Here is a 26,111-nt window from a genome sequence, read left to right on the forward strand (position 1 = left end):
AGACGTGGATGGCCCGCATAAAGCGGGCCATGACGACCGTTATATCCGAACGCGGTCGCGCCCGTCATTGCGAGCGAAGCGAGGCAATCCAGAGCCGCAAACTCGGCACTGGATTGCTTCGTCGCTACGCTCCTCGCAATGACGAGGACCGTTGTCAGGCCACGTCCGCCGCGACCTTCATCGAGGCGATGCGGTCGGGCTCGCGTACCGGCTCGCCGCGCTTGATCTTGTCGACGGCTTCCATGCCGGAGATTACCTTGCCCCAGACCGTGTACTGGCCGTCGAGGAAGCTGGCGTCGTCGAAGACGATGAAGAACTGCGAGTCCGCGCTGTTCGGATCCTGGGTCCGCGCCATGGAGCAGACGCCGCGGGTATGCGGTTCGCGCGAAAACTCGGCCGGGAGCTTCTTGCCCGAGCCGCCCGTGCCGGTGCCCGTGGGGTCGCCGCCCTGCGCCATGAAACCGTCGATCACGCGGTGAAAGGCGACGCCGTCATAGAAACCTTCGCGCGCAAGCTCCTTGATGCGCTCGACATGCTTCGGCGCAAGGTCCGGACGAAGTTCGATGACGACCTCGCCATGCGGGATTTCCATGATGAGCGTGTTTTCGGGGTCTTTGATATCGGCCATGAAGGCGGCTCCTGTTTCTTGCGTCTTATTTCTTGGCGTCCGCGGCGACCTGCATCCGGACGACCTTGTCGGGATTGGCCGGCGGTTCGCCGCGCGTGATGTTGTCGACGTGGTCCATGCCGGAGACGACCTGACCCCAGATGGTGTATTGCCCGTCGAGGAAGCTGCAATCGTCGAAGCAGATGAAGAACTGGCTGTTGCCGCTATCGGGCGACGACGAGCGCGCCAGCCCGGCCGTGCCGCGACCGAAGCTCAGCTTGTCGGTGAATTCGGCCGGCAGGTCCGGATACATGGAGGACCCGCGCCCCGTGCCCGTGGGGTCGCCGCCCTGCGCCATGAAGCCGTCGATCACACGGTGGAAGACGAGCCCGTCGTAAAAGCCCTCCCGCGTCAGCTTCTTGATCCGTTCGACCGTTTTGGGCGCGATTTCCGGATAGAGCTGGATGACGACGCGACCGTCCTTCAGATCCATATAGAGCGTGTTTTCCGGATCGAGCTTCTGCCCGTCCTCGGCATGCGCGAGAGGCGCAAGGAACGCAAATGCCGCAAGCGCAAATGCCGCTACCAGTTTATGCATTCTGATCTCCGGTTTTTCTGGGGAGCCGCGAGCCGGGTTCAGCCCCCGGCTTTCAGCTCGGTAACCCTGGCCATCATCTTTTCGCGCACCGATGCGGGCACGAAAGGCGAAATATCGCCGTCCATCTGCGCGATCTGACGCACAAGCGTGGACGAGATATGTCCCGTTTCCGGCGAGGCGGCAAGAAACACCGTCTCGACCTTCGGGTTCATGGTGCGGTTCATGCCGACCATGGCTTCTTCATATTCGTAATCCACCGATCCGCGCAGGCCCCGGATGATGATGGAGGCGCCGAACTCGTCCGCCGCATTGACGACGAGCCCGGAAAAGGACGCGGTCGAAACCTTGCCGCCCATTTCCTTCGCAATCGGCGCGGCCTCGCGCTCGATCAGGTCGAACCGCTCGTCCAGCGACAGCATGGGCTTCTTGCTGGCATGAACGCCGATGGCGACCACCAGATGATCCACCACGCGCAGCGCACGCCGGATGATGTCCACATGGCCGTTCGTCATCGGGTCGAATGTACCGGGATAAAGCCCCGTTTTCGTCATGCCGGATTTCCCCCGCCGATCTTCCGAATGCCCTGATTGCGCTTCACCTCCGCCCTTGAGGGGGAGGTCGGCGCACCGCGCCGGGTGGGGGGTGCGGCCTTTCGGCATATCGCGGCTTGGGCGTTTGCCGCTTCACCCCCTCCCAACCCTCCCCCGTCAAGGGGGAGGACTTTGAAGGGCATCGTTGCGTATCCTGTTTCCATCATGTCAGGCGTCGCCGCCGCCCTCGGCATCGTCGCCTTCTTCCTCGCCAGCCTCGCCGATATGCTCGACCGAGACAACACGCTCGTCGGCCGCCGTGCGGAAAATGGTGACGCCCTGCGTCGCGCGGCCGGCGGCGCGGACATCGTCCACCGGGCAACGGATGAGCTGGCCCGCATCGGTGACCAGCATGATCTGGTCGTGCCCTTCCACGGGGAAGGACGCGACGAGATTACCGTTCCGCTGCGTGACCGCCATCGCAATAATGCCTTTGCCGCCGCGTCCGGAGGTCCGGTAGTCATAGGACGAGGACCGCTTGCCGAAGCCCTTTTCGCTGACGGTGAGAACGAACTGCTCTCTCGCGCCGAGCTCGGTATAGCGCTCGGGCGAAAGCGTGAGTTCGTCGCCGCCCTCCTCGTCGCCCTCTTCCGGCTCGGCGATATCCGCCTCCGGCTCATGGGCCTCGTCCGACGCGGCACGACGCATGGCGGCGGCCTGTTTCAGATAGGCGCGGCACTCCGCCGGCGTGACGTCGACATGGCGCAGAATGCTCATGCCGATCAGCGTATCGCCGTCGCCGAGGCGGATGCCGCGCACGCCGGTGGAGGTGCGGCCCGCGAAGACGCGCACATCGGTAACGGGGAAGCGGATCGAGCGGCCCCCCGCGGTCGTCATCAGCACATCGTCGTCCTCGGTGCAGATCTGAACCGAGACGATGCCGTCCTCTTCGTCTTCCAGCTTCATCGCGATCTTGCCGCCGCGATTGATCTGCACGAAATCGGAAAGCTTGTTGCGGCGGACATTGCCGCTCCTGGTGGCGAACATCACATGGAGGTTGCCCCAGCTTTCCTCGTCTTCCGGCATGGGCATGACGGTGGAGATGTATTCGTCCTGCGCCAGCGGCAGGAGGTTGACCATCGCCTTGCCGCGCGAGGTCGGCGACCCTTGCGGGAGCTTCCAGACCTTCAGCTTGTAGACCATGCCGTTCGAGGAGAAGAACAGCATCGGCGTATGCGTATTGGCCACGAAAATGCGGGTGACGAAATCCTCATCCTTGGTCGACATGCCGGAACGGCCCTTGCCGCCACGGCGCTGCGCCCGGTAAGTGGAGAGCGGCACGCGCTTGATGTAGCCCTGATGGCTCACCGTCACGACCATATCTTCGCGCTGGATGAGGTCCTCGTCCTCCATCTCGAATTCGGCTTCCGCGATCTGCGTCCGGCGCGGCGTGGCGAATTCGTCTTTGAGGCCGATAAGTTCCTCGCGAATGATGCCCAGCACCCGCTCGCGCGAGCGAAGAATGGACAGATATTCCTCGATGCTTTCGCCGAGCCCCTTCAGCTCGTCGCCGATTTCGTCGCGGCCAAGCGCGGTGAGGCGCTGCAGACGCAGGTCGAGAATGGCGCGGGCCTGGGTGTCGGACAGTTTCAGCGTGCCGTCATCGGCAAGCCTGTGGCGTGGATCGTCGATGAGACGCACCAGCGGCGCGATATCGGCGGCGGGCCAGCTACGCTCCGTCAGCCGCGCCCGCGCGGTGGAGGGGTCGGGCGAGGAGCGAATGATGCGGATGAACTCGTCGATATTGGCGACCGCGATGGCAAGGCCCACCAGCACATGGGCCCGGTCGCGCGCCTTGCCGAGCTCGAATTTGGTCCGCCGCGTGATGACTTCTTCGCGGAACGCCGTAAAGGCTTCCAGCAGCCGCTTCAGGTTCATCACCTCGGGCCGGCCATGGTCGAGCGCCAGCATATTGGCCGCGAAGGACGACTGAAGCTGCGAGAAGCGGTAAAGCTGGTTCAGCACGACATCGGGCACCGCGTCGCGCTTCAGCTCGATCACGATGCGCATGCCCTGCCGGTCGGACTCGTCGCGCAGATCGCCGATGCCTTCGATGCGCTTGTCGCGAACCAGTTCGGCGATCTTCTCGATCAGCGTGGTCTTGTTCACCTGATAGGGAATTTCGCTGACGATGATCGCCTGACGGTCTTTCCGGGTTTCCTCGATCTCGACCTTCGCGCGCACGGCAATGGAGCCGCGCCCGGTGTGATAGGCCGATTTCGCCCCGGCCCGGCCCAGCATGATGCCGCCGGTCGGAAAATCCGGCCCCGGAACGAGTTCGATCAGTTCGTCGATGGAGATGTTCGGATTGTCGAGCAGCGCGACGCAGGCGTCGATCACCTCGCCCAGATTATGCGGCGGCACATTGGTCGCCATGCCGACGGCGATGCCGTTGGCGCCGTTCACCAGAAGGTTTGGAAACTCCGCCGGCAGAACGCTCGGTTCGCGTTCGGTCGCGTCGTAATTGTCCTGGAAATCGACCGTGTCCTTGTCGATATCGTTCAGCAGCGCATGCGCGGCCTTGGCCATGCGCACTTCGGTGTAACGCATGGCGGCGGCGGGGTCGCCGTCCACCGAGCCGAAATTGCCCTGCCCGTCCGCGAGCGGCAGGCGCATGGAGAAATCCTGCGCCATGCGCACCAGCGCGTCGTAGATCGACTGGTCGCCATGCGGGTGATACTTACCGATCACGTCGCCGACCACGCGGGCCGATTTGCGATAGGGCTTGTTCCAGTCGTAACCGTTCTCGTTCATCGAGAAGAGGATGCGGCGATGCACGGGCTTCAGCCCGTCCCGCGCATCCGGCAGCGCACGGCTCACGATCACGCTCATCGCGTAATCGAGATAGGAGGTGCGCATTTCCTCCTCGATGGAGATGGGGGCCACGTCGCGCTCGGGCGGCGGGCCGCCGCCTTCGCCGTTTCCGGCGCCGCCATCCCGGCCGCCGCCTGAGCCGCCGTTCATGCCGTCCCCGTTTCCGGACATCGGCTCGTCGCCCGGCTGATCGGTTTCTGGAGTATCGGACAAGTGTTTTTCGTCTTCTTGAGCGCCCGCCGGGCGCGGAATATCCGGCCCGGTTACGCGGCATTTCGAGGGATGAAAAGAGGCCCCGGAAAAGCGCCGAATCCCCTTTTTTGACTTGTCCGCAATCTAGCAGGTCGCCACCGTCACGGCAACTTCAAAGAGCCCGAAGGAGACGGTGTAAGATATTGATTTAAAAGGATAAAAAGTCGCGGCTTCGGGGCGCCGGCAATACGGCAAATCAAAGGCCCCGCCCGCCCCTGTTTCGGGCGGCGCGGGGCCCTGGAGCCTGACGCGCGGGAAAGCGCCGCGAACGCCTCAGAACGGGATTTCGTCGTCGAGATCCTGGGCGAAACCGCCGCCACCGCCGCCGCTGGAGCTGCCGCCGCCACCGCCGAAATCGTCATTGCCGTAGCTGCCGCCACCGCCGCCACCGAAGTCGCCACCTCCGCCGCCGCTGCGGCTGTCCAGCATGGTCAGCACGGAATTGAAGCCCTGCAGCACGACTTCCGTCGAATAACGGTCCTGACCGGACTGGTCCTGCCATTTGCGGGTCTGGAGCGAGCCTTCGAGATAAACCTTGGAGCCCTTCTTCAGATACTGCTCGGCGATCCGGCAGAGCCCTTCGTTGAAAATCACCACGCGGTGCCATTCGGTACGCTCGCGGCGCTCGCCGGAATTCTTGTCGCGCCAGCTTTCCGACGTGGCGATCCGCAGATTTGCGATCGGCCGGCCGTCCTGCGTGCGGCGGATTTCCGGATCCGCGCCGAGATTGCCCACCAGAATGACCTTGTTGACGCTGCCTGCCATATTCGCCTCGCTGTTGTCTGCCCCGACAGGTTTATCCCCGTCGCCTCGTCTTGAACAGGCCACGTCGACCGTTGCCGGAATCGCGCAGCTCGTTTCGCTCCCCTGTTGTCCTATTGATAAAGCGGGGCAAACGCAATTCGGCATTAACCCTTCCCTAAATTCGCGCGCGCAATCTGGTGCCCGGGATCCCCGGGAGAGACGCCGGAACATGACCGACTACGCCACCATGCAGACCGAAAGCGGCGGAAAAGCCTCCGATATCTGGGCCGACGAGGTCGGGAAGGCCGTGACCGGCCACCGCCATTATCTGGCGCTCTGCCTGCTCTGCGTCGCGACGGTCTGGCCGTTTCTGGCGCTTTCAGCCCCCGGCGGCGCGGCGCTCCTGTACCGGAACCTCATCACCCTCCTCGTCATCATGGCCGTCCCCTTCGCGACGGTCCTCGTGCTGTGGAGCGCCCTCTGCGCCCTGCAGGCCGGACGCGCCCACCCGCGCGAAACGCTGAGGCGGGTGCTGGCGGGCCGATATTTCGCGCCGGACCGGGTCACAGGCCTTTTGACCGTCCTCCTGCCGCTGGCCTTCGTGCTGGCGGGCTTCACGGCGATGAAAGTCCATATCGGGCACCTCCAGCCCTTCGATTACGACCGGCCCATCATCGAATGGACCCGCGCGCTCACCGGCGACACGCTGCCCTGGCAATATCTCATGGCCTGGTTCGGCGCGCCCTGGGCGATCAAGGCGCTCGACGGCATCTACTATCTCTGGTTCCCGCTCCTCGCCGCGACCTTCATTCTCCAGCTTCTCTCCGTGCGCCGCCCCCATCTGCGGCTGCAATTCATCACCACGCTGGCATTGAACTGGGGCCTGCTCGGCACCTTCGGCGCGCTGGCCTTCGCCTCCGCCGGGCCCGCCTTCCTGCCGGACCTCTGGGGCACGCCGACGCCCTTCGACGGGCTCCTCGCCCATCTCCACGCCATCGACGGCGACGGGCACGCCCTGATGGCGCTATCGGTGCAGAACGGCTTGTGGTCGATCTTCAGCCTGAAAGGCGCCATCGCGGGCGCCGGGATCTCGGCCATGCCCAGCATCCACGTCGCCATGGCCACGACGCTGGCCCTGCTCGGCTGGCGACTCGGGCGGCTCTGGGGCATCGCCTATACGCTCTTCGCCGTCGCGATCTTCATCGGCTCCATCATGCTCGCCTTCCACTATGCGCTGGACGGCATCGCCGGCGCCGCGGCCGCCGCCGCGATCTGGACGGCGGCGGGCCGGATGATCGACCGGGCGCATCCCCGCGCACTCGAACCCCTCCCGCCCCGCTAGAGTTCTTGTTTTGTTCACACCCGGCGGCTAACATCTTCCCGTAAGCCTTGAGTCGAGCCGGAGAACATGCCCATGAGCGCCGCGGAAAACTGGATGACCCTGTGCGACAATCTCGACCGGACGACGGACCAGTTCATGACAGCCCTTGAACGGGTGAACCGCCGTCTCGTCGCCTTCGGACGCCGCCCGCTGACGGAAGACGACCTTCTCGCCGCCGACAGCCTGTCCGCCAACGCGGATATTCTGCCTTTTCGCCGCCCGGATTGAGACCGCCCCTTGAAGGCGGACGCTCCGGGCTACATACATGAGTGGCGAGGGACGGAGCCTTCCCCTCGCCCCCGTATCGCCACGCCTCCATCATCGCGTTTTTACTGAGTACCGGCCCCCCGACATGAGCACCACGCGCAGCAAGAAAGCCGCCACCGGCAAGACCGACAAATCCACGCCGGCGGATTCCACAAAGGCGATCCGCGTCGCCGGCGCCCGCGAGCACAATCTGAAAAACGTCTCCGTGGAGCTGCCGCGCGACGAACTCATCGTCATCACCGGCCTTTCCGGCTCGGGCAAATCCTCCCTCGCCTTCGACACCATCTATGCCGAGGGCCAGCGCCGCTATGTCGAAAGCCTGTCGGCCTATGCCCGCCAGTTCTTGGAGATGATGCAGAAGCCGGATGTCGACCAGATCGACGGCCTCTCGCCCGCCATTTCCATCGAACAGAAGACGACCTCGCGCAATCCGCGCTCGACCGTCGGCACGGTGACGGAGATCTACGACTATATGCGCCTGCTTTGGGCGCGTGTCGGCATCCCCTATTCGCCCGCGACGGGGCTTCCCATCGAAAGCCAGACCGTGACGCAGATGGTGGACCGCGTGATGGCGCTCGCCGAAGGCACCCGGCTCTATCTGCTGGCGCCCATCGTGCGCGGCCGCAAGGGCGAGTACCGCAAGGACTTCGCCGAGCTGCAAAAGAAGGGCTTCCAGCGCGTCAAGGTGGATGGCGAGTTCTACGAAATCGACGACGTGCCCGCGCTCAACAAGAAGCTGAAGCACGACATCGACGTGGTGGTGGACCGGATCGTGGTGCGCGACGACCTCGGCAATCGCCTCGCCGACAGCTTCGAGATCGCACTCGGGCTCGCCGACGGCATCGCCGTGGTGGAACTCGCCGATAAGAAGGAAGGCGCGGAAGAGGCCGAACGCATCATCTTTTCCTCGCGCTTCGCCTGCCCGGTGTCCGGCTTCACCATCGACGAGATCGAACCGCGTCTCTTTTCCTTCAACAACCCCTTCGGCGCCTGCCCGAGCTGCGACGGCCTCGGCACGCAATTCTATATGGACCCCGAGCTGGTGGTGCCCGATCCGGGCCTCTCGCTGAAGAACGGCGCCATTGCGCCCTGGTCCCGCTCCACCTCGCCCTATTACACCCAGACCCTTCAGGCGCTCTCGCGGCAATACAAATTCTCCATGGCGCAGCCCTGGTCGAAGCTCTCGAAAGAGGCGCAGGAGGTCATCCTTTACGGATCGGGCGATGAGGTCGTGACCTTCACCTATGACGACGGGATGCGCTCCTACAAGACCAAGAAGCCGTTCGAGGGCGTGATCCCCAATCTGGAACGGCGCTGGCGCGAAACCGACAGCGCCTGGGCGCGCGAGGAGATCGAGCGCTTTCAGGGCGTCACCGATTGCGAGGAATGCGGCGGCTACCGCCTGAAGCCGGAAGCGCTGGCCGTGAAAATCGCCGGCCTTCACATCGGCGAAGTTTCGCAAATGTCGATCCGTCAGGCCGACGAATGGTTCCGCGACCTCGACAAGCATCTGAACAAGAAGCAGAAGGACATTGCCGGCCGCATCCTGAAGGAGATCCGCGAACGGCTGCACTTCCTCAACAATGTCGGGCTGGAATATCTGACGCTCTCGCGCAATTCCGGCACGCTGTCGGGCGGCGAAAGCCAGCGCATCCGGCTCGCCTCGCAAATCGGCTCCGGCCTGACCGGCGTTCTCTATGTGCTGGACGAACCGTCCATCGGCCTCCATCAGCGCGACAATGACCGCCTGCTCGACACGCTGAAACGGCTGCGCGATCTCGGCAACACGGTGATCGTGGTCGAGCATGACGAGGATGCGATCCGGACCGCCGATCATGTGGTCGATATGGGACCGGGCGCGGGCGTGCATGGCGGCGAAGTCGTCGCGGAAGGCACGCCGGACGACATCATGCGCAATGCCGACAGCCTGACGGGGCAATATCTGACGGGCTTCCGCCAGATCGAGGTGCCCGCCGAACGCCGCCAGGGCAACGGCAAATGGCTGAAGATCACCGGCGCCAGCGAGAACAATCTGAAGGACGTGTCGGCGGAAATCCCGCTCGGCGCCATGACCTGCGTCACCGGCGTTTCCGGCGGCGGCAAGTCCACCCTGCTCATCGAGACGATCTACAAGGCCGTCGCGCGCAGGCTCAACAATGCGCGCGAGCACCCCGGCGCCTTCGACGAGATTTTCGGGCTCGAACATCTCGACAAGATCATCGACATCGACCAGTCGCCCATCGGGCGCACGCCGCGCTCGAACCCGGCGACCTATACCGGCGCTTTCACCTTCATTCGCGACTGGTTTGCCGAACTGCCGGAGTCGCGCGCGCGCGGCTACAAGCCCGGGCGCTTCTCCTTCAATGTGAAGGGCGGCCGCTGCGAAGTCTGCCAGGGCGACGGCGTCATCAAGATCGAGATGCACTTCCTGCCCGACGTCTATGTCGAATGCGACGCCTGCCACGGACACCGCTACAACCGCGAAACGCTGGAAGTGAAGTTCAAGGGCAAGTCCATCGCCGACGTGCTGGAAATGACGGTCGAGGAAGCCGCCGATTTCTTCAAGGCCGTGCCCGCCGTGCGCGACAAGATGGAGGTTCTGAAGCGCGTGGGGCTGGGCTATATCAAGGTCGGCCAGCAGGCGACGACGCTGTCGGGCGGCGAAGCGCAGCGCGTGAAACTGGCCAAGGAACTGTCGAAGCGCGCCACCGGCCGCACCATCTACATTCTCGACGAACCGACCACCGGTCTCCACTTCCACGACGTGGCGAAGCTCCTCGACGTGCTGCATGAGCTGGTCGACAACGGCAATACGGTGGTGGTGATCGAACACAATCTCGAAGTCATCAAGACCGCCGACTGGCTTCTCGATCTGGGGCCGGAAGGCGGCGACGGCGGCGGCGAAATCGTCGCGGCCGGGACGCCGGAAGACGTGGCCGCCGAACCGCGCTCCTATACCGGCCAGTATCTCAAGACCATGTTTTCCCGTAAGCCTGCCGGAAACGTCGCAAAGCGAAGCGCCGCCGCGTCCGGCCGCGCCGCCCCCGCCAAGAAAGCCCCCGCGGGACGGCGCAAGACGCCGGCCGCATCCTCCCGTCGCAAAACGGCGAAATGAGCGACACCCTCCCGACATCAAGACGTTTCCGTGAGGCGGCAAACTTCCTATAAGGGATGGTGATGAGGTGGCTGGGGATGGCGAGATGCTGAGACGCGATGGCGCGCGGCCAAGTCGGCGCGACTTTCTGAAACTGTTCGGCGCGGCGGCGGGGTGCTATGCGCTCACCGCCTCGCCTATCCCTTTTCTGGCCCGCCTGAACCGGGCGGACGCCGCGCCCGGCCAGTTCCATTTCCCGCAAGGGCTCGCCTCGGCGGACCCGCAGCCGGACGCCGTGCTGCTCTGGACGCGCGTGGCGCGGATCGCGGGCGATGACGCCCCCGTCGCCCAGCCGCTCAACGGCGCCATCGACCTTTATGTGCAGGTCGCCCGGGACGAGGCATTCGAGAGCCTCGTGCTGGAACGCACGGTGCGGGCGCCCGCCGAAACCGATCATACCGTCCGCCTGCTGGTCGACGGGCTTCAGCCCGACACGATCTATTATTATCGCTTCTACGCAGGCGGCGACACATCGCCCCTGATCGGCCGTACACGGACAGCCCCGAGCCCGGATGCCGACCGGCCCGTGCGCTTTGCCGCCGTTGCCTGCCAGAACTACGAGCAGGGATTTTACGGGGCGTGGCGGCGCCTGGTGAACGACGATATCGCCGCGCCGCCGGAGCGGCAGCTCGATTTCGTGCTGCATCTCGGCGATTTCATTTACGAGGTCGCGGGCGACGTACCGCAGGAGGAAACGCCCGCCCGCCTCGTCGGCCATATGCCGGACGGCTCCGCGCCCTGGGAACCCGACGGGACGCATCCCTGGTGGCAGCGCGGCGCGCAGGCGGCGGTCACGCTCGACGACTATCGCTATCTCTACAAGACCTATCTCAGCGACCCCGACCTTCAGGCCGCGCGGGCGCGCTTTCCCATCATCGCCATCTGGGACGATCACGAGTTTTCCAATAATGGCTGGCAGTCCGCCGCCACCTATTTCGAGGACGCGACGCCCGCGCAACGCCGCAAGCTCGCGGCCAACGCGGCCTGGTTCGAATTCGTGCCGGCCATCCTGACCGACGCCTCGACCATCGGCGACATTCCTTCCAGCGCCCGCGACTTCGCGCAGGCGGAGCTGGAAGACGGCCCCTTCGGCGACCCCGATGACGGCTTTCTGCTGCAGGACGCGAACAACCTCGCAGCCCTGCGCAGCATCACCATTTATCGCGCGGTCAAATGGGGCGCGATGCTCGACTTGATCCTTACCGATCTGCGGTCCTATCGCAGCCCGCCCGTGATGACGCGGGAGATCGAGGACCTCACAAAGGGCGCCCCGCTGCCGCCCGTCGATCTGGTGAAGACGCTCGACAGCGGCCGGCTTGCCAATGACGGCAATCCCCCCGAGACGATTTCCCATGGCGACCGGGAAATTCCCAATCCGCGCCGGAACATGCCGCCCGGCACCCAGATGGGCGTCGACCAGAAGCACTGGTTCAAACAGGTTCTCAAGGCCTCGACGGCGCGCTGGCGCTTCTGGGCGAGTTCGGTACCGGCGCTGTCCATGCGCCTCGACCTTTCATCGGTTCCGATGGCGGGCTACCGGGACGGCTATGTCGGCGCGGATGGCTGGCAGGGCTATCCCGGTGAGTTGCGCGAACTCATGGCCTATGTGCGCGCAAACGGCATCCCCAATCTCGTGACGCTTTCCGGCGACTATCACGCCTTCGCCGCGGGCCGCCTGCCGGTCGACCCGGATGCGGAGAAGCTGGCCTTCCCGGCCGCGGAGTTCATGACGGCGGCGATCAGCTCCGGCGACATGTTCTCCAGCGTCGAGCGCACCGCGCGCGGCAGCGACACGTTTTACCGCGTCGCCGTGATGAAGGACGCCGACGGCAAGGAGTTGGCGAACTGGAACAACACGCTGGTGAACGGGTTCCGCGCCGGGCTCGTCACCTCCTATGCGGGCAAGGGCTGGGGCGACTGGTTCGTGAACGAACGGGCGAGCCCCGGCCTTTCCTATGTCGACTCGCGCGGGCACGGCTTTTCCCTCGTCACCGTGACCGAAAGCGCCGTGGTCGTCGAACAGGTGAATGTGGGCGGCGTGTCGCATGACGCCGGCCCCGCCGGCCCCGACATTCTGCGCAAGGCGCGCTTCGTCGTGAAGAGCTGGGGACCGGGCGAGGATGCCGCGATCGAAGGGCCCCTCTTCACCGGCGAACCGCCTTATCCGTACTCGGAGTAATTTTTACTCACACGCTCCCGATTTGACCCCGCCTCCCCAACCGCTAATCTTTGTCGAAAGACACCGATAGCGAAGATTCAGGGGAGGAACGAGGATGGCGTTCAAGGAATATGCCGACTATGACGGGCTGGGCCTGGCCGGGCTGGTGGAGAAAGGCGACGTTTCCGCCGCCGAACTGGCCGACGAGGCGATAGAGCGGATCGAACGGCATAACGGAACGCTCAATGCCGTGGTTCACAAGGCCTATGACGAGGCCCGCGAAACGGCAAAAGGCCCCCTGCCCGACGGCCCGTTCAAGGGCGTGCCCTTCCTCATCAAGGATCTCGGCATTCAGGTGAAGGGCTGGCCGCGCACCTCCGGCAGCCGCTTCGTGGCCGATATCGTCGATACCGAGGACACCGAACTCACCAAACGCTACCGCGCATCCGGCGCGGTGCTGGTCGGCAAGACCAACACGCCGGAATACGGCATCACCGGCACCACGGAATCCACGCTTCTCGGCCCCTGCCGGAACCCGTGGGATCCGAACCGCATTTCCGGCGGCTCCTCGGGCGGCGCGGCCTCGGCCACGGCGGCGGGCATCGTGCCGCTGGCTCATGCGTCGGACGGGCTGGGCTCGATCCGCATTCCGGCGGCCTGTTGCGGGTTGTTCGGCCTCAAGATAACGCGCGACCGCAATCCGCAAGGGCCTGGCGACTATGACCGCGCCATCGGCTTCAGCGTCGATCATGTGGTGAGCCGGACGGTGCGCGACAGCGCCGCCATGCTGGACGCGACCGGCTATCCCGAACCCGCCTCGCCTTACGCGCCGCCGCCCAAATCCGCGCCCTATATGGAAGAGATCACAAAGAACCCCGGCAAGCTGAGGATCGCCTGGTCGCCGGAAACGCCGAGCGGGCGGCCCATCCTGCCGGAAATCCAGGCGGCGCTGGAAAAGACGGCCGATCTTCTGGAAAAGCTCGGTCATGAGCTCGTCCCGACCGGGCTGGGCGTGGACTATCGTGCCCTCTACCGGGCGCAGGGGCTCGTTTCCGCCTCGAACTTCGCCGCGGGCATGATGCGCCGCATCGAGGCGATGGGCCGCGAGCCGCGCGAGGACGAGCTGGAGCCCAATACATGGGCGGGCTTCAGGAACGGCCAGAAGGTCTCCGGCGCGCAAGCCATGTGGGGCTGGCAGCAGCTTCGCCTGATGAACCGGCAGATCCTCGGTCTGTTCGAGGATTTCGACGTCTATCTCTGCCCGGTGCTGGGCGACCTGCAGCCCGAGATCGGCCATTTCACGCCGGACCAGGAGCCGAAGGAACTGAACCGCCGGCAGGGCCGCGTCTTCCCCTTCACCCCGCCCTTCAATTTCACCGGCCAGCCTTCCATGTCCGTGCCGCTCTGGCAGTCCGAAAACGGCCTGCCCATCGGCATGATGTTCACCGGGCACTATGCCGACGAGGCGACGCTCTTCCGCCTCGCCGCCCAGCTCGAAAAGGAATGCGCCTGGAAGGACCGGAAACCGAAAGTGTGGGATTGAGACCGGTTTCACCGTCATTGCGAGCGCCCGCAAGGGCGCGCGGCAATCCGGAGGCGGCAGGCGCGGCGCTGGATTGCTTCGTCGGCTCCGCCTCCTCGCAATGACGGCCTATCTACCTCTTGGGGGCGGGCCGTTTCCGCGTTAAAACGCCTTCCATGACAGAAAGCATCGAACCCGTTCACGTAATCGGCGCCGGCATGGCCGGCTCGGAAGCCGCCTGGGCGCTCGCGCAGGCGGGCGTCCCCGTCCTGCTGCATGAAATGCGGCCCGTGGTGAAGACGGACGCGCATGAGACGGACGGCTTCGCGGAGATGGTCTGCTCCAACTCCTTCCGCTCCGACGATTACGAGCAGAACGCCGTCGGCCTGCTGCATGAGGAAATGCGCCGGGCGGGCTCGCTGATGATGGAAGCCGCCGACCGGGCCAAGGTGCCCGCGGGCGGCGCGCTCGCCGTGGACCGGGAAATCTTCTCCGGCTTCGTGACGGAACGCCTCGCCAACCATCCGCTGGTGACCGTGGAGCGCGGCGAGGTGGACGGCCTGCCGCCCGCCGAGTGGGACAATGTGATTATCGCCACCGGCCCGCTGACCTCCGCGAAGCTCGGCGCGGCCATCGCGGAGCTGACGGGCGGCGACGAACTCGCCTTCTTCGATGCCATCGCCCCGATCGTCTACAAGGAGACGATCGATATGTCGGTCTGCTGGTACCAGTCGCGCTACGACCGCGTGGGATCGGGCGGCGAAGGCGCAGGCGGCGCGGGCAAGGACTATATCAACTGCCCGATGGACAAGGATCAGTACGAAGCCTTCATCCGTGCCCTGATCGACGCCGAGAAGACAGAGTTCAAGGAATGGGAGAAATCGACCCCCTATTTCGACGGCTGCCTGCCCATCGAGGTGATGGCCGAACGCGGGATCGAAACGCTGCGCTACGGCCCCATGAAGCCGGTCGGGCTCACCAATCCGCACAACCCGGAGGTGAAGCCCTATGCGGTGATCCAGCTCCGCCAGGACAACAAGCTCGGCACGCTCTACAACCTCGTCGGCTTCCAGACCAAGATGAAGCATGGCGAACAGAAGCGCGTCTTCCGCACCATTCCGGGGCTTGAGAACGCCGAGTTTGCCCGGCTGGGCGGGCTCCACCGCAACACCTTCCTCAACAGCCCGAAACTGCTCGACCGCGCCATGCGGCTGAAGGCCGAGCCGCGCCTGCGCTTCGCGGGCCAGATCACCGGCGTCGAGGGCTATGTGGAAAGCGGCGCCATGGGCATTCTCGCAGGCCGTTTCGCCGCCGCCGAACGGCTCGGCCGCGAGGTCGCGCCGCCGCCGCGCACCACCGCGCTCGGCGCCCTGCTCGCCCATATTACCGGCGATGCGGAGGCCAGCACCTTCCAGCCGATGAACGTCAATTTCGGGCTCTTTCCGGAGGTGGAAATCCCGAAGGACGAAAACGGCAAGCGCGTGCGCGGCAAGGCCAAGGGCCCGGCGAAGAAACGCGCCCACACATCGCGTGCGCTGGCCGATCTCGAAGGCTGGCTGAAACCGCACGCCGAAGCCGCGGAATAAACCCGAACCGTCATTGCGTCGTCGCTTTCGCTCCTCGCAATGACGAAAACGGGAAACGCGCCGCCTAAATCCGCCCCCGCCATTTCCGGCCCAGCAGACGGAGCTGCCTGCGGAAGGCGGGCACGTCGCTGCGCTCCCGGAACGGATCGAACCCCTCGGCCAGCACGATGTCGAGATAGCGGTCGCAGAGCGAGGCGGGAAGCAGCGCGGGCAACAGCTCTTTCGGGACGCCCTCGCGCCGCGCCGAGGCCAGATGCGCTCGCGCCGCGCTACCGATCTCCCGCATCGCCGCGCGAAGCGCCTCGCTCATCCGCCCGTGAAGCAGCCCATGCGGATCGAGGTCGTGGCGGCGCATCAGATCCACCGGCAGCATCACATGCCCCTGCGCCGCCTTCGCCGGAAGGGCGCGCAACAATCCGGTCAGCGCGAAGGCCGCGCCCGCATGGTCGATGGCCTCGCGATGCGCCGCCGCCGCGCCCTCGCCGCCCAGAACCGTCGCGGCGAGCGACATGAGCCCCCCCGAGGTCGCCACGGCATACCCCTCCAGCGCGGCCATATCCTCGAACGGCTCCTCGTCGAGATCGCGTTCCCTCATATCGACCAGCGCCGTCAGGTCCGAAAGCGGCAGGTCGACATGCTTTCGGGTTTCGGCAAGCGCAACCGCCGCATGATGCCCGCGCGTCTCGCCCGCATCGAGACCTTCGAGAACCTCCCGCCACCATTGCAGCCGGATCATCCCCATCATCGGCTCGCTCACCGTTTCGGCGATGCGCGCGATCTCCAGATTGAAGGCATAAAGCGCCAGCAGGGCCGGCCGCTTTTCGGCGGGCGCCAGCAACAGGCTCAGAAAGCGGTCATGGTCGCCCGCCCGCAGCTCTGCGAGACAGGCATCGAAACTCGCTTTTATGTCGACGCCGTCATTCATGCTGCTTCAAATAACAAGGGGGCCGCCCGGAAGCGACCCCCCGTCTTTACCGGAACCGCAATTCCCTCGATAGCGGCCCTCAATAAATGTTCTGGGCCGACACCATCGCAAAGAGCATCGGGATCGACAGCAATGTGTTGGTGCGCGAGAACAGCATGGCCGTGCGCGCGGCCGGCGGCTTGGACTCCGCCGGCGTATCCACCAGCCCGAGCGCGATCTTCTGGTTCGGCCAGATCACGAACCAGACGTTGAACCACATGATGATCCCGAGCCACATGCCGATACCGATAGCCGTGCTCTTGTGCACCATGAAGTCGTTCATCGCGCCGAGCGTGAGCGCATCGCCCAGATAGCCGTTCAGATGGGCGAGAATGAGCCCCGTCACGATGGTCGCCATGGCGCCCCAGCGGAACCAGAACAGCGCTTCGGGGGCAATCACCTTGCTGATCGCGGGTTTCTGATCGTCGGGAATGCTCGGCATTTTCGGGATCTGGACGAAATTGAAATACCAGAGCAGGCCGATCCACATGACGCCGCTGACGACATGCAGCCAGCGGAAAATGAACGCCCAGAAGAGCCGTCCCGCTTGGCCGTCCCAGACGAAATACATGATGAGCAGAATGGCTGCGAGTACGCAGCCCGCAATGACCGTGTTTCTCAGCGATGTCAGGATAGCTGCCATGTTCCTCCCCTTCCTTCATCGCGAGGCGACCCTCCCAAGCCGCCCGCATCCCCGCGACTCAATGCCGCAGGCCGGTACCAAGGCTAGGAGTTCTGGGAAGAAAAGGGAAGCAGAGCAAAATCGCCTATTTAACGGTCGGGATGGTCCCGCCTGCCCGCTTTGTGCCAGAAGCGGACATCACTAATACTCGTCCATGACATTGCCTTGGGCAAAGTTACCAACAGAAGTTCCATAATCCCACGAATAGCGTGATCCGCGAGATATGGTCTACAACGATATGTCTTTCACATCGGCCAACTTCGGCTTCGATCTGAGCAATCGCGAAATCGCCACTCTCACATATCTTTGCCTCCTGCTTGCCACCATACTTATGTGGAAAGAGGTACGCCCTTTGGCGTTTAATATCGTGCAGGCCTTCTTTGCGCCAAAGCTCGCTCAGATCTGGCTGCTCATGTCTATCTACGTTGCTACCTGCGTCTGGCTGCTTGCGTGGATGAATCTTTGGGAATGGACCAATCTCAAGTCGACCCTCCTGTGGTGGTTGACTGTTGGTTTCACCTCTGTCTTTGAGGCGGAGCGGCTTAAAGAGAAACCACATGCGCTACGCAAACTAGTGCGCGATGCATTCACGCTCTCCACCGTAATTCTGTTCATCGCCGAGTTGGTGAGCTTCCCACTCTGGATAGAACTACTCCTAGCGCCAGCGCTCGTGTTTCTCGCTCTCCTTATAGCTGTCGGCGAACAACAGACCGAGAAATCCGACATAGACCAAGTGCTGAAACTGCTGCGCGGCCTCCAGATGTTCGCAGGCCTAATCATTCTCAGTTTCAGCTACTGGCTGGTTGCCAACAGCGTTACCGTTTTTTGGTCCCTAAATACACTGCGTGAGTTCGGGTTACCCTTGCTCCTTTGGCTGATGTTCGTTCCGTTCATTTTCCTACTAGCGGTCTATATGACCTACGAGGAAGCCTTCGTCCGTTTACAGATAAGGCCAGAACAGATGTCCATCGTTCGCTACGCGCGATGGAGCGCACTATTCGCGTTCGGATGGAACATCAATGCGGTGAAGCGCCTTGCGCGAGACATTAAAGTGCGCAACATCGTGGACAAGCAGGGTATCAAAGAGGCCATCCAGGAAATCAAAAGGTTACTCAAAGTCGAAAAAAATCCACCCTCCGTTGCTCGCGCCGAAGGTTGGTCGCCCTACGCAGCGCGGCTATTTCTTAAGGAATTCGGCCTCGTTACCGACGACTATCATCGCACACAATCGGGCTGGTTCGCTCACATCCCGTCGGTGGAGCTGAACAACGAAGTGCTGCCTGATCGAATTTCGTATTATCTCACTGGCAATGAGCGCGCCGTGACGCAGATGCGACTTGCACTCGATGGCTCGAACCAGAACGACACGAAGGAAGCTCAACGCGCCTTCGATGAACGCGCACTGACTCTACTCACAAAGGCTTTTGACGCTGAGCGTGCACCGAGGATCTACGCCCGCGCTCAAAAATCCAAACCAGACGTCTTGGTGACGGATGGTATACGGGTATCGCTGAACCGGTCAGATTGGGGAGACGACCGCGTCGGCGGATATGTACGGAATCTGATTGTTCAGCATTCTGCTCATCTAGGGGATAGCTAAAAAGTATTTCCGTTATCCGCTTAGGGCCATAAAGAAAATTGAACCTAATCCGCTCTCGCCAATCGGCCTATTCGACCGCGATGATCGCCGCCGCCACGCGGCGGCCCTCGTCCATGAGGAGGTTATAGGTCCGCGCCGCCGCGGGGCTGTCCATCACGTCGAAGGAAATCCCTTCTTCCTCCAGCATTTCCGCGATTTCGCGCGGCAGCCGGGCGAAGGACGCGCCCGCGCCGAAGAGCAGGATGTCGAAGCTGGATTTCACCGAAACGGCGGGGCTGAGGCTCTCCGCGGTGACTTCCGACAGATCGGCCACCGGCCAGGGATAGAGCCCGGAGGGGGTCAGCAAAACCGCCCCCTCGAAGCGCTGCCCTTCCAGCCGGAACCCGAAATCCCCATAGGCCTCGATCAGCGGTTGCCCGCTGAAATGAGGTTTCGATGAGGACGGTCCCGCCATGCGAAAGCCGATCTCAGCCCTTGGCCTGCTGCACCTTGGCGTCGCCCGTGCCGCTCCAGTCGCGCTTCACGCCGATATAGAGCAGCAGCGGCGAGGCGATGAAGATCGACGAATAGGTGCCGACCAGAATGCCGAAGATCATGGCGAAGGTGAAATCGCGCAGCACTTCGCCGCCGAAGATGTAGAGCGAGAAGAGCGCCAGCAGCGTCGTGCCGGAGGTCATCACCGTGCGCGACAGCGTCTCGTTGATCGACAGGTCCACCAGCTCGCCGAGATCCATCCGCTTGTACTTGCGCAGATTTTCGCGAATGCGGTCGTAAACCACCACCGTATCGTTCATCGAATAACCGATGATCGTCAGGATGGCGGCGATGGTCTGGAGGCTGAAATCGAGCTGCAGGAAGGAGAAGACGCCGATGGTCAGCGCCACGTCATGCACCAGCGCCAGCACCGAGCCGAGGCTGAACTGCCATTCGAAGCGGAACCAGATATAGATCAGCATCAGGACGATCGCGAGAATGACGGCGGTCACGCCGCTCTGGATCAGCTCGCCGCTGACCTGCGGCCCGACCACCTCGACGCGGCGATATTCGACGCCCTCGCCCAATGCGGCCTTGATCTTGTTGATGACCGCCTGCGATGCGTCGTTTCCGCCTTCATCAGGCGTCTGCACGCGAATGAGCACGTCATTGGCTTCGCCGAATTCCTGAATCTGCACCTCGCCCAGGCCGAGCGATCCCAGCCTGGTGCGCAGGCCCCCGATATCGGCGGGGCCGTCCGTGGCGACTTCCAGCAGAATGCCGCCCTCGAAATCGATACCGAAATTCAGGCCGCGCATCATGGTCAGCACGGCCGATGCGACGATCAGCAGAATCGAGACCCCGACCGCGATGTGGCGGAATTTGATGAACGGGATCTTCGTATCGCTCGGAATGAGCTTCAAATGTCTCATTGTCCTAAAATCTCCCGATCACAGATTCAGCGTCTTCGGCCGCCGCCGCTGATACCACGTGGCAACGAACACGCGGTTGACGGTGAAGGCGGTAAAGACGGAGGTGACCACGCCAATGGCCAGCGTCACCGCGAAACCGCGCACCGGACCGGAGCCGAGCTGGAAAAGCACGATGGCCGCGATGAGCGTGGTGATGTTGGCGTCGAGAATGGTGCTGAGCGCGCGGGAATAACCGGCCTCGAGCGCGGCGATGACCGATTTGCCCGCCTTCAGCTCTTCGCGGATGCGCTCATAGATCAGCACATTGGCATCCACGGCCATGCCGATCGTGAGAACGATACCGGCGATACCGGGCAGCGTCAGGGTTGCCTGCAGAAGCGACAGCACACCCATGATGAGCGCCACATTGATGATGAGCGCCACATTGGCGAGCACACCGAAAAAGCCATAGATCAGCGCCATGAAGACGATGACGGCGGCAAAACCGATCAGCGAGGCGATTTCGCCCGCGGCGACGGAGTCAGCGCCAAGGCTGGGACCGACCGTTCGCTCTTCCAGAATATCGAGCGGCGCCGGCAACGCACCGGCGCGCAGCAGGATCGCCAGATTGTTAGCCTCCGCCACGGTGAAATTGCCGCTGATCTGGCCCTGCCCGCCCGTGATCGGTTCGCGGATCACGGGGGCGGAGATCACCTTGCCGTCGAGCACGATGGCGAAAGGCCGGTTCACATTGTTTCTCGTCACATCGCCGAAAAGGCGCGAGCCCGTGGAATCGAACTGGAAGTTCACGACGGGCTCGCCGGTGCGGGAGTCGAAGCCCGGCTGCGCATCGGTGAGATGGTCGCCGCCCACCATGACCTGACGTTCGACCAGAACCGGCTGCTGATCGTTATCCTGCATATAGAGGATTTCGGAGCCCGCCGGCACCGACCCCGCCTGCATCGCCTGTTGTGCGTTCGCGGAATTGTTCACAAGACGGAAGGTGAGCTTCGCCGTCTGGTCCACCAGGTTCTTCAGGTTTTCCGGATCCTTGAGGCCCGGCACCTGCACGAGAATGCGGTCCGCGCCCTGCTGCTGGATGACGGGTTCGGTCGTGCCGAGCGCGTCGATACGGCGCCGCACGATCTCGATGGATTGCTGCATGGCCGAGCGCTGGCGCGACAGCCGTGCCGCGTCGGTCACCGCCACGGAAATCAGATTGCCCTGATTGCTGACTTCGATGTCGCGCGTCGGCGTGGTGGAAAAGCCGCCGCCATTGACCAGCGTGGAGAGATCCCTGATCTGCTGCATCGCGGTGTCGAGCTGCGCGGCGTCGGTCACGCGGACCGTCGCCACATCGCCTTTCACGCCGAGCCCGGTATAGCGGATGCCCTCGTCGCGCAGCGCCTTGCGGATATCGCCGACCAGCGACTGCAAGCGGTCCTTCATGACCGCGTCGATATCGACTTCCAGCAGCAGATAGGAACCGCCCCGGAGGTCGAGACCCAGATTGACCTGCTTGTCCGGCAGCCCGGCGGGCATATCGGCCAATGAGTCCTTGGGAAAGAAGTTGGGCGCCGAATAGGCAAACCCCGCGAAGCACACAAGGGCTACGAGGATGATCTTCCAGCGTTCGAAATGCAGCATCTGGGCTCCGCTCCCTCTTTGCACCCGTCACGGGCGCCCTTGCGGACGCCGGTGGCGGGGCAGCGGCTCTTGGTGGCGATCAGGACGGTGAATTGGAATTCGCGGGCACAGGTTCCGACTTGGAGCGGACCTCGCTGATCGTCGTCTTCACGACGCGCACACGCACATTCTCGGCGATCTCGACCTGAACCTCGTTCTCCTCGACTTTCGCGACCTTGCCGACGAGCCCGCCCGCGGTCACCACCGTGTCGCCCCGGCGCACATTGGACACCATTTCGCGGTGTTCCTTGACCCGGCGCTGCTGCGGCCGCAGCACAAGGAAATACATGATCGCAAAAAGAGCGATGAACGGAAAAATCGAGATCATAAACTCGTTAAAGCCGCCGGCCTGATCCATAGAAAACTCCCCAAGAGCTGAACTCGGAGCCGGTTGGAATAAAGGGGCTCCGAAGCGCGATTTGCGGCGGACTATAGCCGTCGCCCGCTGCTTTGCAAACCGCCTCTCGCCACATGACAGCCAGTTAAGTTTCGGCGCTGAAAGGCATTTTCCCTGCATGGCCCGGGTGCTAATGTCCGGCCCTCTCCATCCGGCTCCAAAACCCCCGTGAAAGCCCCATGACCGCAGAAAACGCCTCCGATCTCACGGCCCAGTTGCACCGCATCGCGGACGCCCTTGAGCGCCTTGCGCCGCCCGCCGCCGAAGGGGCCGGGCTCGATGCCGCCGACGCCTTCGTCTGGCAAGCCGACAGCGCCACCCTGCAGCCCGTGCCGAAGGTCTCGCGGGTGGATATGTCGCTCCTGCAGGGGGTGGACCGGATGCGCGACATCCTGCTGGACAATACCCGCCGCTTCGCAAAGGGCCTGCCCGCCAACAACGCCCTGCTCTGGGGCGCGCGGGGCATGGGCAAAAGCTCTCTCGTCAAGGCCGCCCACGCGGCGGTGAACGAGGAAAGCCCGTCCGCGCTCGTCCTGATCGAAATTCATCGCGAGGACATCGAGAGCCTGCCCCGCCTGATGCTGCAGCTCCGCGACCAGCCGCGCCGGGTCGTCATTTTCTGCGACGACCTTTCCTTCGACCATGACGATACCGACTACAAATCGCTGAAAGCGGTGCTCGAAGGCGGCATCGAGGGGCGGCCCGACAATGTGCTTTTCTACGCCACCTCCAACCGCCGCCATCTGATGCCGCGCGACATGGTGGACAATGAGCGCTCCACCGCGATCAACCCGTCGGAGGCGGTGGAGGAAAAGGTCTCGCTCTCCGACCGCTTCGGCCTCTGGCTGGGCTTTCACAATTGCAGCCAGGCCGACTATCTGGAAATGGTCGACGGCTATGCCCGCTATCACGGGCTGGAGATCGGCGCGGAAGACCTCCACGCCCAGGCCATCGAATGGGCCGCCACGCGCGGCGCCCGCTCGGGCCGCGTGGCCTGGCAGTTCATTCAGGACCTGGCGGGACGTCTGGGGGCGGCGCTGAGGGATTGAGGGGAACGCCCTCCCTCTTCCACCGTCATGCCCCGCTTTATGCGGGGCATCCACGCCTTACTTGCCGCCAAGACGTGGATGGCCCGAACAAGTCGGGCCATGACGCATCCGGGCGGAGGGTCAGCTACCGATCAGCCCGTTCGGATTGAGCGCTTTCGCGCCCTTGCGGATTTCGAAATGGACCTGTGGCGTGACCACGCTGCCGCTCTTGCCGGCCAGCGCGATTTCCTGTCCGCGCGTCACCCGGTCGCCCCGCTTCACCAGCAACCGGCTGTTATGCGCATAGGCCGTCACCCATCCGTTGGAATGGCGGATGAGGAGCAGATTGCCATAGCCCTTGAGCTCATTGCCCGCATAGGCGACGACGCCGGTCTGCGCCGCGTGAACCGGCGTGCCCTCGGCCACGGCGATGTTGACGCCGTCATTGTGAAGCCCGTTCGCCTTGGGCCCGTAGCTGGAAATCACCTTGCCCTGCACCGGCCAGACGAAACTGCCCGACGACGCGGGCGGCGGCGGGACCGGCGACCTCGTCGGTTGCGCGGTTGCCACCGGCGTACCGACGCTGCGGGACGGCCGTTGCAGGGGAAGCGTCAGCGCCAGGCGGGCATTGGCGCTTTCCGGCCTGCCCGGCGTGGGACGGGCCTGCGGCCGGGGGACGCCCGACGCGGTTTGCACCTGCGTGCCGCGCCCCGGGATCTGGAGCTTTTCGCCGACCCGGATCTCGTAGGGCGGCGGGATATTGTTGCGCTGGGTGAGCGACGCCATGTCGACATCGTAGCGCCGCGAGATCGAATAAACGGTCTCCCCGCGCTGCACGGTGTGATAGCGCCCGCGCGGAATGCGGAGCTTCTGGCCCGGATAAATGTCATAGGGCGGCTGTAGACCGTTCTCGTCGATCAGCGCGCGGATCGACACGCCCTGCGACCGGGCGATGCGATAGACGGTATCGCCGCGCTGGACCGCGTAAAGCCCGCCGGCGCTCACGCGCCCCTGCGCGGCGGGCGCGGGGCGGCTCGGCCCCCCGTCCCACCAGGCGGGCGTGGGCTCGCGCGCGCAGCCGGCCGCGAACAGCAGGAAGACCAGCGCCGCCGCCCGGCGCGCGCCCTGTCCCCGTTCCGTCCAGCCTGTCCTGCCTCGCCGCATCAACTTTCCTTGGCCACGCCTTCCACCAGCGGCACGAAGCGGACCGGCAGAAGCTCTTCCCGCTTCACACCTTCCTCCGTTCGCTCGATCCGGACAAGCCGCTGGTCGCCGGGCATGGGCTTCGGCGCGCCGGAATCCGGCCTTACCAGCGCCGTCGCGGCGATAGGCGCCACCAGAATGCCCCCGACCTTGAGCTGGTCGACCAGCGTCTGGGGCACGGTCGGGGCCGCCGCGGTGACGATGATTCGGTCAAAAGGGGCCTGTTCCGGCCAGCCCTTGGTCCCGTCGCCCACCTTGGCGGTGATGTTATGGAGATGCAGCTCCTCGAAGCGCTTTTCGGCGTCCTTCAGCAGGGTCCGGTAGCGCTCGATGGTGTAGACGCGGCGGCAGAGCTTCGCCAGCACGGCGGCCTGATAGCCGGACCCTGTGCCGATCTCCAGCACCTTCATCCGGTCCGTGACCTTCAACTGCTCGGTCATATAGGCGACGATATAGGGCTGGCTGATGGTCTGGCCGCACTCGATGGGCAGCGCATGATCCTCATAGGCCTGCTTGCGGAACGTGCCGGCCACGAAGGTCTCGCGCGGAATACGCTCGATCGCGGAAAGGACGCGCTTGTCGCGAATACCCTGCCGCCGGAGCGACATGATGAGCTCGATTTTCCCCTGCTCGGCCTCATCCATCGCCGCGCACCCGCCCTTTTACTCGATTGACTTCACTTGCCTTGTTTCGCGGCTTTCCGCCCGCCATTCACCGCCGTCTCGAGGGCGGACATGGTGCGCCCATGCGTCAGGTTCATGTGGAGCGGCGTCACCGAAACATAGCCGTCATAGATCGCCCGCAGGTCCGTGCCCTTGGGCGGATTGCTCAGAATGCGCTCGAAGCCGAGCCAGTAATAGGGATTGTTGCGCGCGTCGATCCGCTCCTCGACGCGAACGAGCGACTGATCCCGCTTGCCCTGCTTCGTCACCTGAATGCCCTTGACGGCAGCCGCCGACACATCGGGAAAGTTGATGTTGACGAGCACATCCTCGGGCCAGCCCGCCTTGAGCAGATCCTTGAGGATCGCCGGCGCGTGACGCTCCGCCGTCGCCCATTTCACATGGGACTTGCCGCCGAAGCCAAAGGCCTGGCTCAACGCGACGGAGGGAATGCCGAGCTGCGTTCCTTCCATCGCCGCCGCGATCGTGCCCGAATAGGTCACGTCGTCGGCGATGTTCTGACCGCGATTGACGCCCGACAGAACGAGGTCCGGCGTCTCGCCGTGAAGGATGTGGCGCACCGCCATCATCACGCAATCGGACGGCGTGCCCTTCACCGCGTACTTCTTCGGACCGAGTTCGCGCAGGCGGATCGGATTGGCCAGCGACAGCGAATGCGACGACCCGCTCTGCTCTTCCTCAGGCGCGACAACCCAGACATCGGAGGAGAGCTTGCGCGCGATCTTCTCCAGCGCCTTCAGCCCCGGCGCATTGATCCCGTCATCGTTGGTGACGAGAATCCGCATGTCCTTGCCGGCCGTCTTGCGGGCT

Annotated in this window: 22 protein-coding genes; 8 read left to right on the forward strand and 14 right to left on the reverse strand. The window is 64.0% G+C overall.

Annotated features, from left to right (window positions below):
• Nucleotides 1-154: 154 nt before the first annotated feature.
• The 5 genes from FHS78_RS00345 to FHS78_RS00365 all read right to left on the reverse strand — a co-directional run bounded on the left by FHS78_RS00345 (nt 155) and on the right by FHS78_RS00365 (nt 5,626).
• On the reverse strand, nt 155-628 hold the full coding sequence (locus tag FHS78_RS00345; RefSeq protein ID WP_167089162.1) for a peptidylprolyl isomerase: 474 nt from the start codon (nt 626-628) through the stop codon (nt 155-157).
• 25 nt (nt 629-653) lie between these two features.
• Nucleotides 654-1,205, reverse strand: coding sequence for a peptidylprolyl isomerase (locus tag FHS78_RS00350; protein ID WP_167089165.1), 552 nt, complete (start codon nt 1,203-1,205; stop codon nt 654-656).
• Between the two features lie 38 nt (nt 1,206-1,243).
• Nucleotides 1,244-1,756, reverse strand: coding sequence for a pantetheine-phosphate adenylyltransferase (coaD, locus tag FHS78_RS00355; RefSeq protein WP_167089167.1), 513 nt, complete (start codon nt 1,754-1,756; stop codon nt 1,244-1,246).
• Between the two features lie 207 nt (nt 1,757-1,963).
• The gene (gene gyrA, locus FHS78_RS00360) at nt 1,964-4,759 is read right to left on the reverse strand and encodes a DNA gyrase subunit A (RefSeq protein ID WP_167089916.1); all 2,796 of its coding nucleotides are present in this window, start codon (nt 4,757-4,759) and stop codon (nt 1,964-1,966) included.
• A gap of 375 nt (nt 4,760-5,134) precedes the next feature.
• Nucleotides 5,135-5,626 carry a single-stranded DNA-binding protein gene (locus FHS78_RS00365; protein ID WP_167089169.1) on the reverse strand — a complete coding sequence of 164 codons (492 nt, stop codon included), beginning with the start codon at nt 5,624-5,626 and terminating at the stop codon, nt 5,135-5,137.
• Between the two features lie 208 nt (nt 5,627-5,834).
• On the opposite strand from FHS78_RS00365, the gene FHS78_RS00370 reads away from it, so the two are divergent.
• From FHS78_RS00370 to trmFO, 6 genes are all read left to right on the forward strand, one after another.
• The gene (locus tag FHS78_RS00370; protein ID WP_167089171.1) at nt 5,835-6,947 is read left to right on the forward strand and encodes a phosphatase PAP2 family protein; all 1,113 of its coding nucleotides are present in this window, start codon (nt 5,835-5,837) and stop codon (nt 6,945-6,947) included.
• A gap of 72 nt (nt 6,948-7,019) precedes the next feature.
• Entirely contained in the window at nt 7,020-7,214 is a 195-nt protein-coding gene (locus tag FHS78_RS00375) for a hypothetical protein (RefSeq protein ID WP_167089173.1), read from the forward strand.
• A gap of 124 nt (nt 7,215-7,338) precedes the next feature.
• Complete coding sequence (uvrA, locus tag FHS78_RS00380; protein WP_167089175.1) at nt 7,339-10,368, forward strand: excinuclease ABC subunit UvrA; 3,030 nt, start codon at nt 7,339-7,341, stop codon at nt 10,366-10,368.
• A gap of 85 nt (nt 10,369-10,453) precedes the next feature.
• The gene (locus FHS78_RS00385) at nt 10,454-12,586 is read left to right on the forward strand and encodes an alkaline phosphatase D family protein (RefSeq protein WP_167089177.1); all 2,133 of its coding nucleotides are present in this window, start codon (nt 10,454-10,456) and stop codon (nt 12,584-12,586) included.
• Between the two features lie 94 nt (nt 12,587-12,680).
• Nucleotides 12,681-14,108 carry an amidase gene (locus tag FHS78_RS00390; RefSeq protein WP_167089179.1) on the forward strand — a complete coding sequence of 476 codons (1,428 nt, stop codon included), beginning with the start codon at nt 12,681-12,683 and terminating at the stop codon, nt 14,106-14,108.
• Between the two features lie 155 nt (nt 14,109-14,263).
• A complete protein-coding gene (trmFO, locus tag FHS78_RS00395) occupies nt 14,264-15,673 on the forward strand; it encodes a methylenetetrahydrofolate--tRNA-(uracil(54)-C(5))-methyltransferase (FADH(2)-oxidizing) TrmFO (RefSeq protein WP_167089181.1) in 1,410 nt (469 codons plus the stop codon).
• A 64-nt stretch (nt 15,674-15,737) separates the two neighbouring features.
• On the opposite strand, the gene FHS78_RS00400 is transcribed toward trmFO, so the two are convergent.
• Together FHS78_RS00400 and FHS78_RS00405 are read right to left on the reverse strand one after the other, a co-directional pair.
• Nucleotides 15,738-16,598 carry a phytoene/squalene synthase family protein gene (locus FHS78_RS00400; RefSeq protein ID WP_167089183.1) on the reverse strand — a complete coding sequence of 287 codons (861 nt, stop codon included), beginning with the start codon at nt 16,596-16,598 and terminating at the stop codon, nt 15,738-15,740.
• A 79-nt stretch (nt 16,599-16,677) separates the two neighbouring features.
• Complete coding sequence (locus FHS78_RS00405; protein WP_167089185.1) at nt 16,678-17,280, reverse strand: urate hydroxylase PuuD; 603 nt, start codon at nt 17,278-17,280, stop codon at nt 16,678-16,680.
• Nucleotides 17,281-17,542: 262 nt separating this feature from the next.
• On the opposite strand from FHS78_RS00405, the gene FHS78_RS00410 reads away from it, so the two are divergent.
• Complete coding sequence (locus FHS78_RS00410) at nt 17,543-18,919, forward strand: hypothetical protein (RefSeq protein WP_167089187.1); 1,377 nt, start codon at nt 17,543-17,545, stop codon at nt 18,917-18,919.
• 67 nt (nt 18,920-18,986) lie between these two features.
• On the opposite strand, the gene FHS78_RS00415 is transcribed toward FHS78_RS00410, so the two are convergent.
• From FHS78_RS00415 to yajC, 4 genes are all read right to left on the reverse strand, one after another.
• The gene (locus FHS78_RS00415) at nt 18,987-19,373 is read right to left on the reverse strand and encodes an Mth938-like domain-containing protein (protein WP_167089189.1); all 387 of its coding nucleotides are present in this window, start codon (nt 19,371-19,373) and stop codon (nt 18,987-18,989) included.
• A 13-nt stretch (nt 19,374-19,386) separates the two neighbouring features.
• Entirely contained in the window at nt 19,387-20,325 is a 939-nt protein-coding gene (gene secF / locus FHS78_RS00420) for a protein translocase subunit SecF (protein ID WP_167089191.1), read from the reverse strand.
• 18 nt (nt 20,326-20,343) lie between these two features.
• Complete coding sequence (gene secD, locus FHS78_RS00425) at nt 20,344-21,951, reverse strand: protein translocase subunit SecD (RefSeq protein WP_167089193.1); 1,608 nt, start codon at nt 21,949-21,951, stop codon at nt 20,344-20,346.
• A gap of 79 nt (nt 21,952-22,030) precedes the next feature.
• Complete coding sequence (gene yajC, locus FHS78_RS00430) at nt 22,031-22,348, reverse strand: preprotein translocase subunit YajC (protein WP_167089195.1); 318 nt, start codon at nt 22,346-22,348, stop codon at nt 22,031-22,033.
• A 218-nt stretch (nt 22,349-22,566) separates the two neighbouring features.
• On the opposite strand from yajC, the gene FHS78_RS00435 reads away from it, so the two are divergent.
• Nucleotides 22,567-23,436 carry an ATP-binding protein gene (locus tag FHS78_RS00435; protein WP_167089197.1) on the forward strand — a complete coding sequence of 290 codons (870 nt, stop codon included), beginning with the start codon at nt 22,567-22,569 and terminating at the stop codon, nt 23,434-23,436.
• Nucleotides 23,437-23,556: 120 nt separating this feature from the next.
• Here FHS78_RS00435 and FHS78_RS00440 read toward each other — a convergent pair whose 3' ends face one another.
• The 3 genes from FHS78_RS00440 to surE are packed head-to-tail and all read right to left on the reverse strand — an operon-like array spanning nt 23,557 to nt 26,086.
• A complete protein-coding gene (locus FHS78_RS00440) occupies nt 23,557-24,579 on the reverse strand; it encodes a M23 family metallopeptidase (protein ID WP_167089199.1) in 1,023 nt (340 codons plus the stop codon).
• Entirely contained in the window at nt 24,579-25,262 is a 684-nt protein-coding gene (locus FHS78_RS00445) for a protein-L-isoaspartate(D-aspartate) O-methyltransferase (protein ID WP_167089201.1), read from the reverse strand. Before FHS78_RS00445 ends, FHS78_RS00440 begins: the two co-directional genes overlap by 1 nt.
• Nucleotides 25,263-25,294: 32 nt before the next feature.
• On the reverse strand, nt 25,295-26,086 hold the full coding sequence (surE, locus tag FHS78_RS00450; protein ID WP_167089918.1) for a 5'/3'-nucleotidase SurE: 792 nt from the start codon (nt 26,084-26,086) through the stop codon (nt 25,295-25,297).
• Between the last annotated feature and the right edge of the window lie 25 nt (nt 26,087-26,111).

The sequence above is a fragment of the Parvibaculum indicum genome (assembly GCF_011762095.1).
In the GTDB taxonomy this organism is placed as follows: domain Bacteria; phylum Pseudomonadota; class Alphaproteobacteria; order Parvibaculales; family Parvibaculaceae; genus Parvibaculum; species Parvibaculum indicum.

Coding starts and splice junctions, on each gene's coding strand:
- secD (WP_167089193.1), bottom strand. CDS start 21,951: ATGCTGCATTTCGAACGCTGGAAGATCATCCTCGTAGCCCTTGTGTGC.
- FHS78_RS00445 (WP_167089201.1), bottom strand. CDS start 25,262: ATGGATGAGGCCGAGCAGGGGAAAATCGAGCTCATCATGTCGCTCCGG.
- FHS78_RS00410 (WP_167089187.1), top strand. CDS start 17,543: ATGGTCTACAACGATATGTCTTTCACATCGGCCAACTTCGGCTTCGAT.
- FHS78_RS00415 (WP_167089189.1), bottom strand. CDS start 19,373: ATGGCGGGACCGTCCTCATCGAAACCTCATTTCAGCGGGCAACCGCTG.
- FHS78_RS00405 (WP_167089185.1), bottom strand. CDS start 17,280: ATGGCAGCTATCCTGACATCGCTGAGAAACACGGTCATTGCGGGCTGC.
- FHS78_RS00375 (WP_167089173.1), top strand. CDS start 7,020: ATGAGCGCCGCGGAAAACTGGATGACCCTGTGCGACAATCTCGACCGG.
- FHS78_RS00400 (WP_167089183.1), bottom strand. CDS start 16,598: ATGAATGACGGCGTCGACATAAAAGCGAGTTTCGATGCCTGTCTCGCA.
- FHS78_RS00440 (WP_167089199.1), bottom strand. CDS start 24,579: ATGCGGCGAGGCAGGACAGGCTGGACGGAACGGGGACAGGGCGCGCGC.
- coaD (WP_167089167.1), bottom strand. CDS start 1,756: ATGACGAAAACGGGGCTTTATCCCGGTACATTCGACCCGATGACGAAC.
- FHS78_RS00365 (WP_167089169.1), bottom strand. CDS start 5,626: ATGGCAGGCAGCGTCAACAAGGTCATTCTGGTGGGCAATCTCGGCGCG.
- yajC (WP_167089195.1), bottom strand. CDS start 22,348: ATGGATCAGGCCGGCGGCTTTAACGAGTTTATGATCTCGATTTTTCCG.
- trmFO (WP_167089181.1), top strand. CDS start 14,264: ATGACAGAAAGCATCGAACCCGTTCACGTAATCGGCGCCGGCATGGCC.
- gyrA (WP_167089916.1), bottom strand. CDS start 4,759: ATGAACGGCGGCTCAGGCGGCGGCCGGGATGGCGGCGCCGGAAACGGC.
- FHS78_RS00345 (WP_167089162.1), bottom strand. CDS start 628: ATGGCCGATATCAAAGACCCCGAAAACACGCTCATCATGGAAATCCCG.
- FHS78_RS00385 (WP_167089177.1), top strand. CDS start 10,454: ATGCTGAGACGCGATGGCGCGCGGCCAAGTCGGCGCGACTTTCTGAAA.
- FHS78_RS00390 (WP_167089179.1), top strand. CDS start 12,681: ATGGCGTTCAAGGAATATGCCGACTATGACGGGCTGGGCCTGGCCGGG.
- FHS78_RS00350 (WP_167089165.1), bottom strand. CDS start 1,205: ATGCATAAACTGGTAGCGGCATTTGCGCTTGCGGCATTTGCGTTCCTT.
- uvrA (WP_167089175.1), top strand. CDS start 7,339: ATGAGCACCACGCGCAGCAAGAAAGCCGCCACCGGCAAGACCGACAAA.
- FHS78_RS00435 (WP_167089197.1), top strand. CDS start 22,567: ATGACCGCAGAAAACGCCTCCGATCTCACGGCCCAGTTGCACCGCATC.
- surE (WP_167089918.1), bottom strand. CDS start 26,086: ATGCGGATTCTCGTCACCAACGATGACGGGATCAATGCGCCGGGGCTG.
- FHS78_RS00370 (WP_167089171.1), top strand. CDS start 5,835: ATGACCGACTACGCCACCATGCAGACCGAAAGCGGCGGAAAAGCCTCC.
- secF (WP_167089191.1), bottom strand. CDS start 20,325: ATGAGACATTTGAAGCTCATTCCGAGCGATACGAAGATCCCGTTCATC.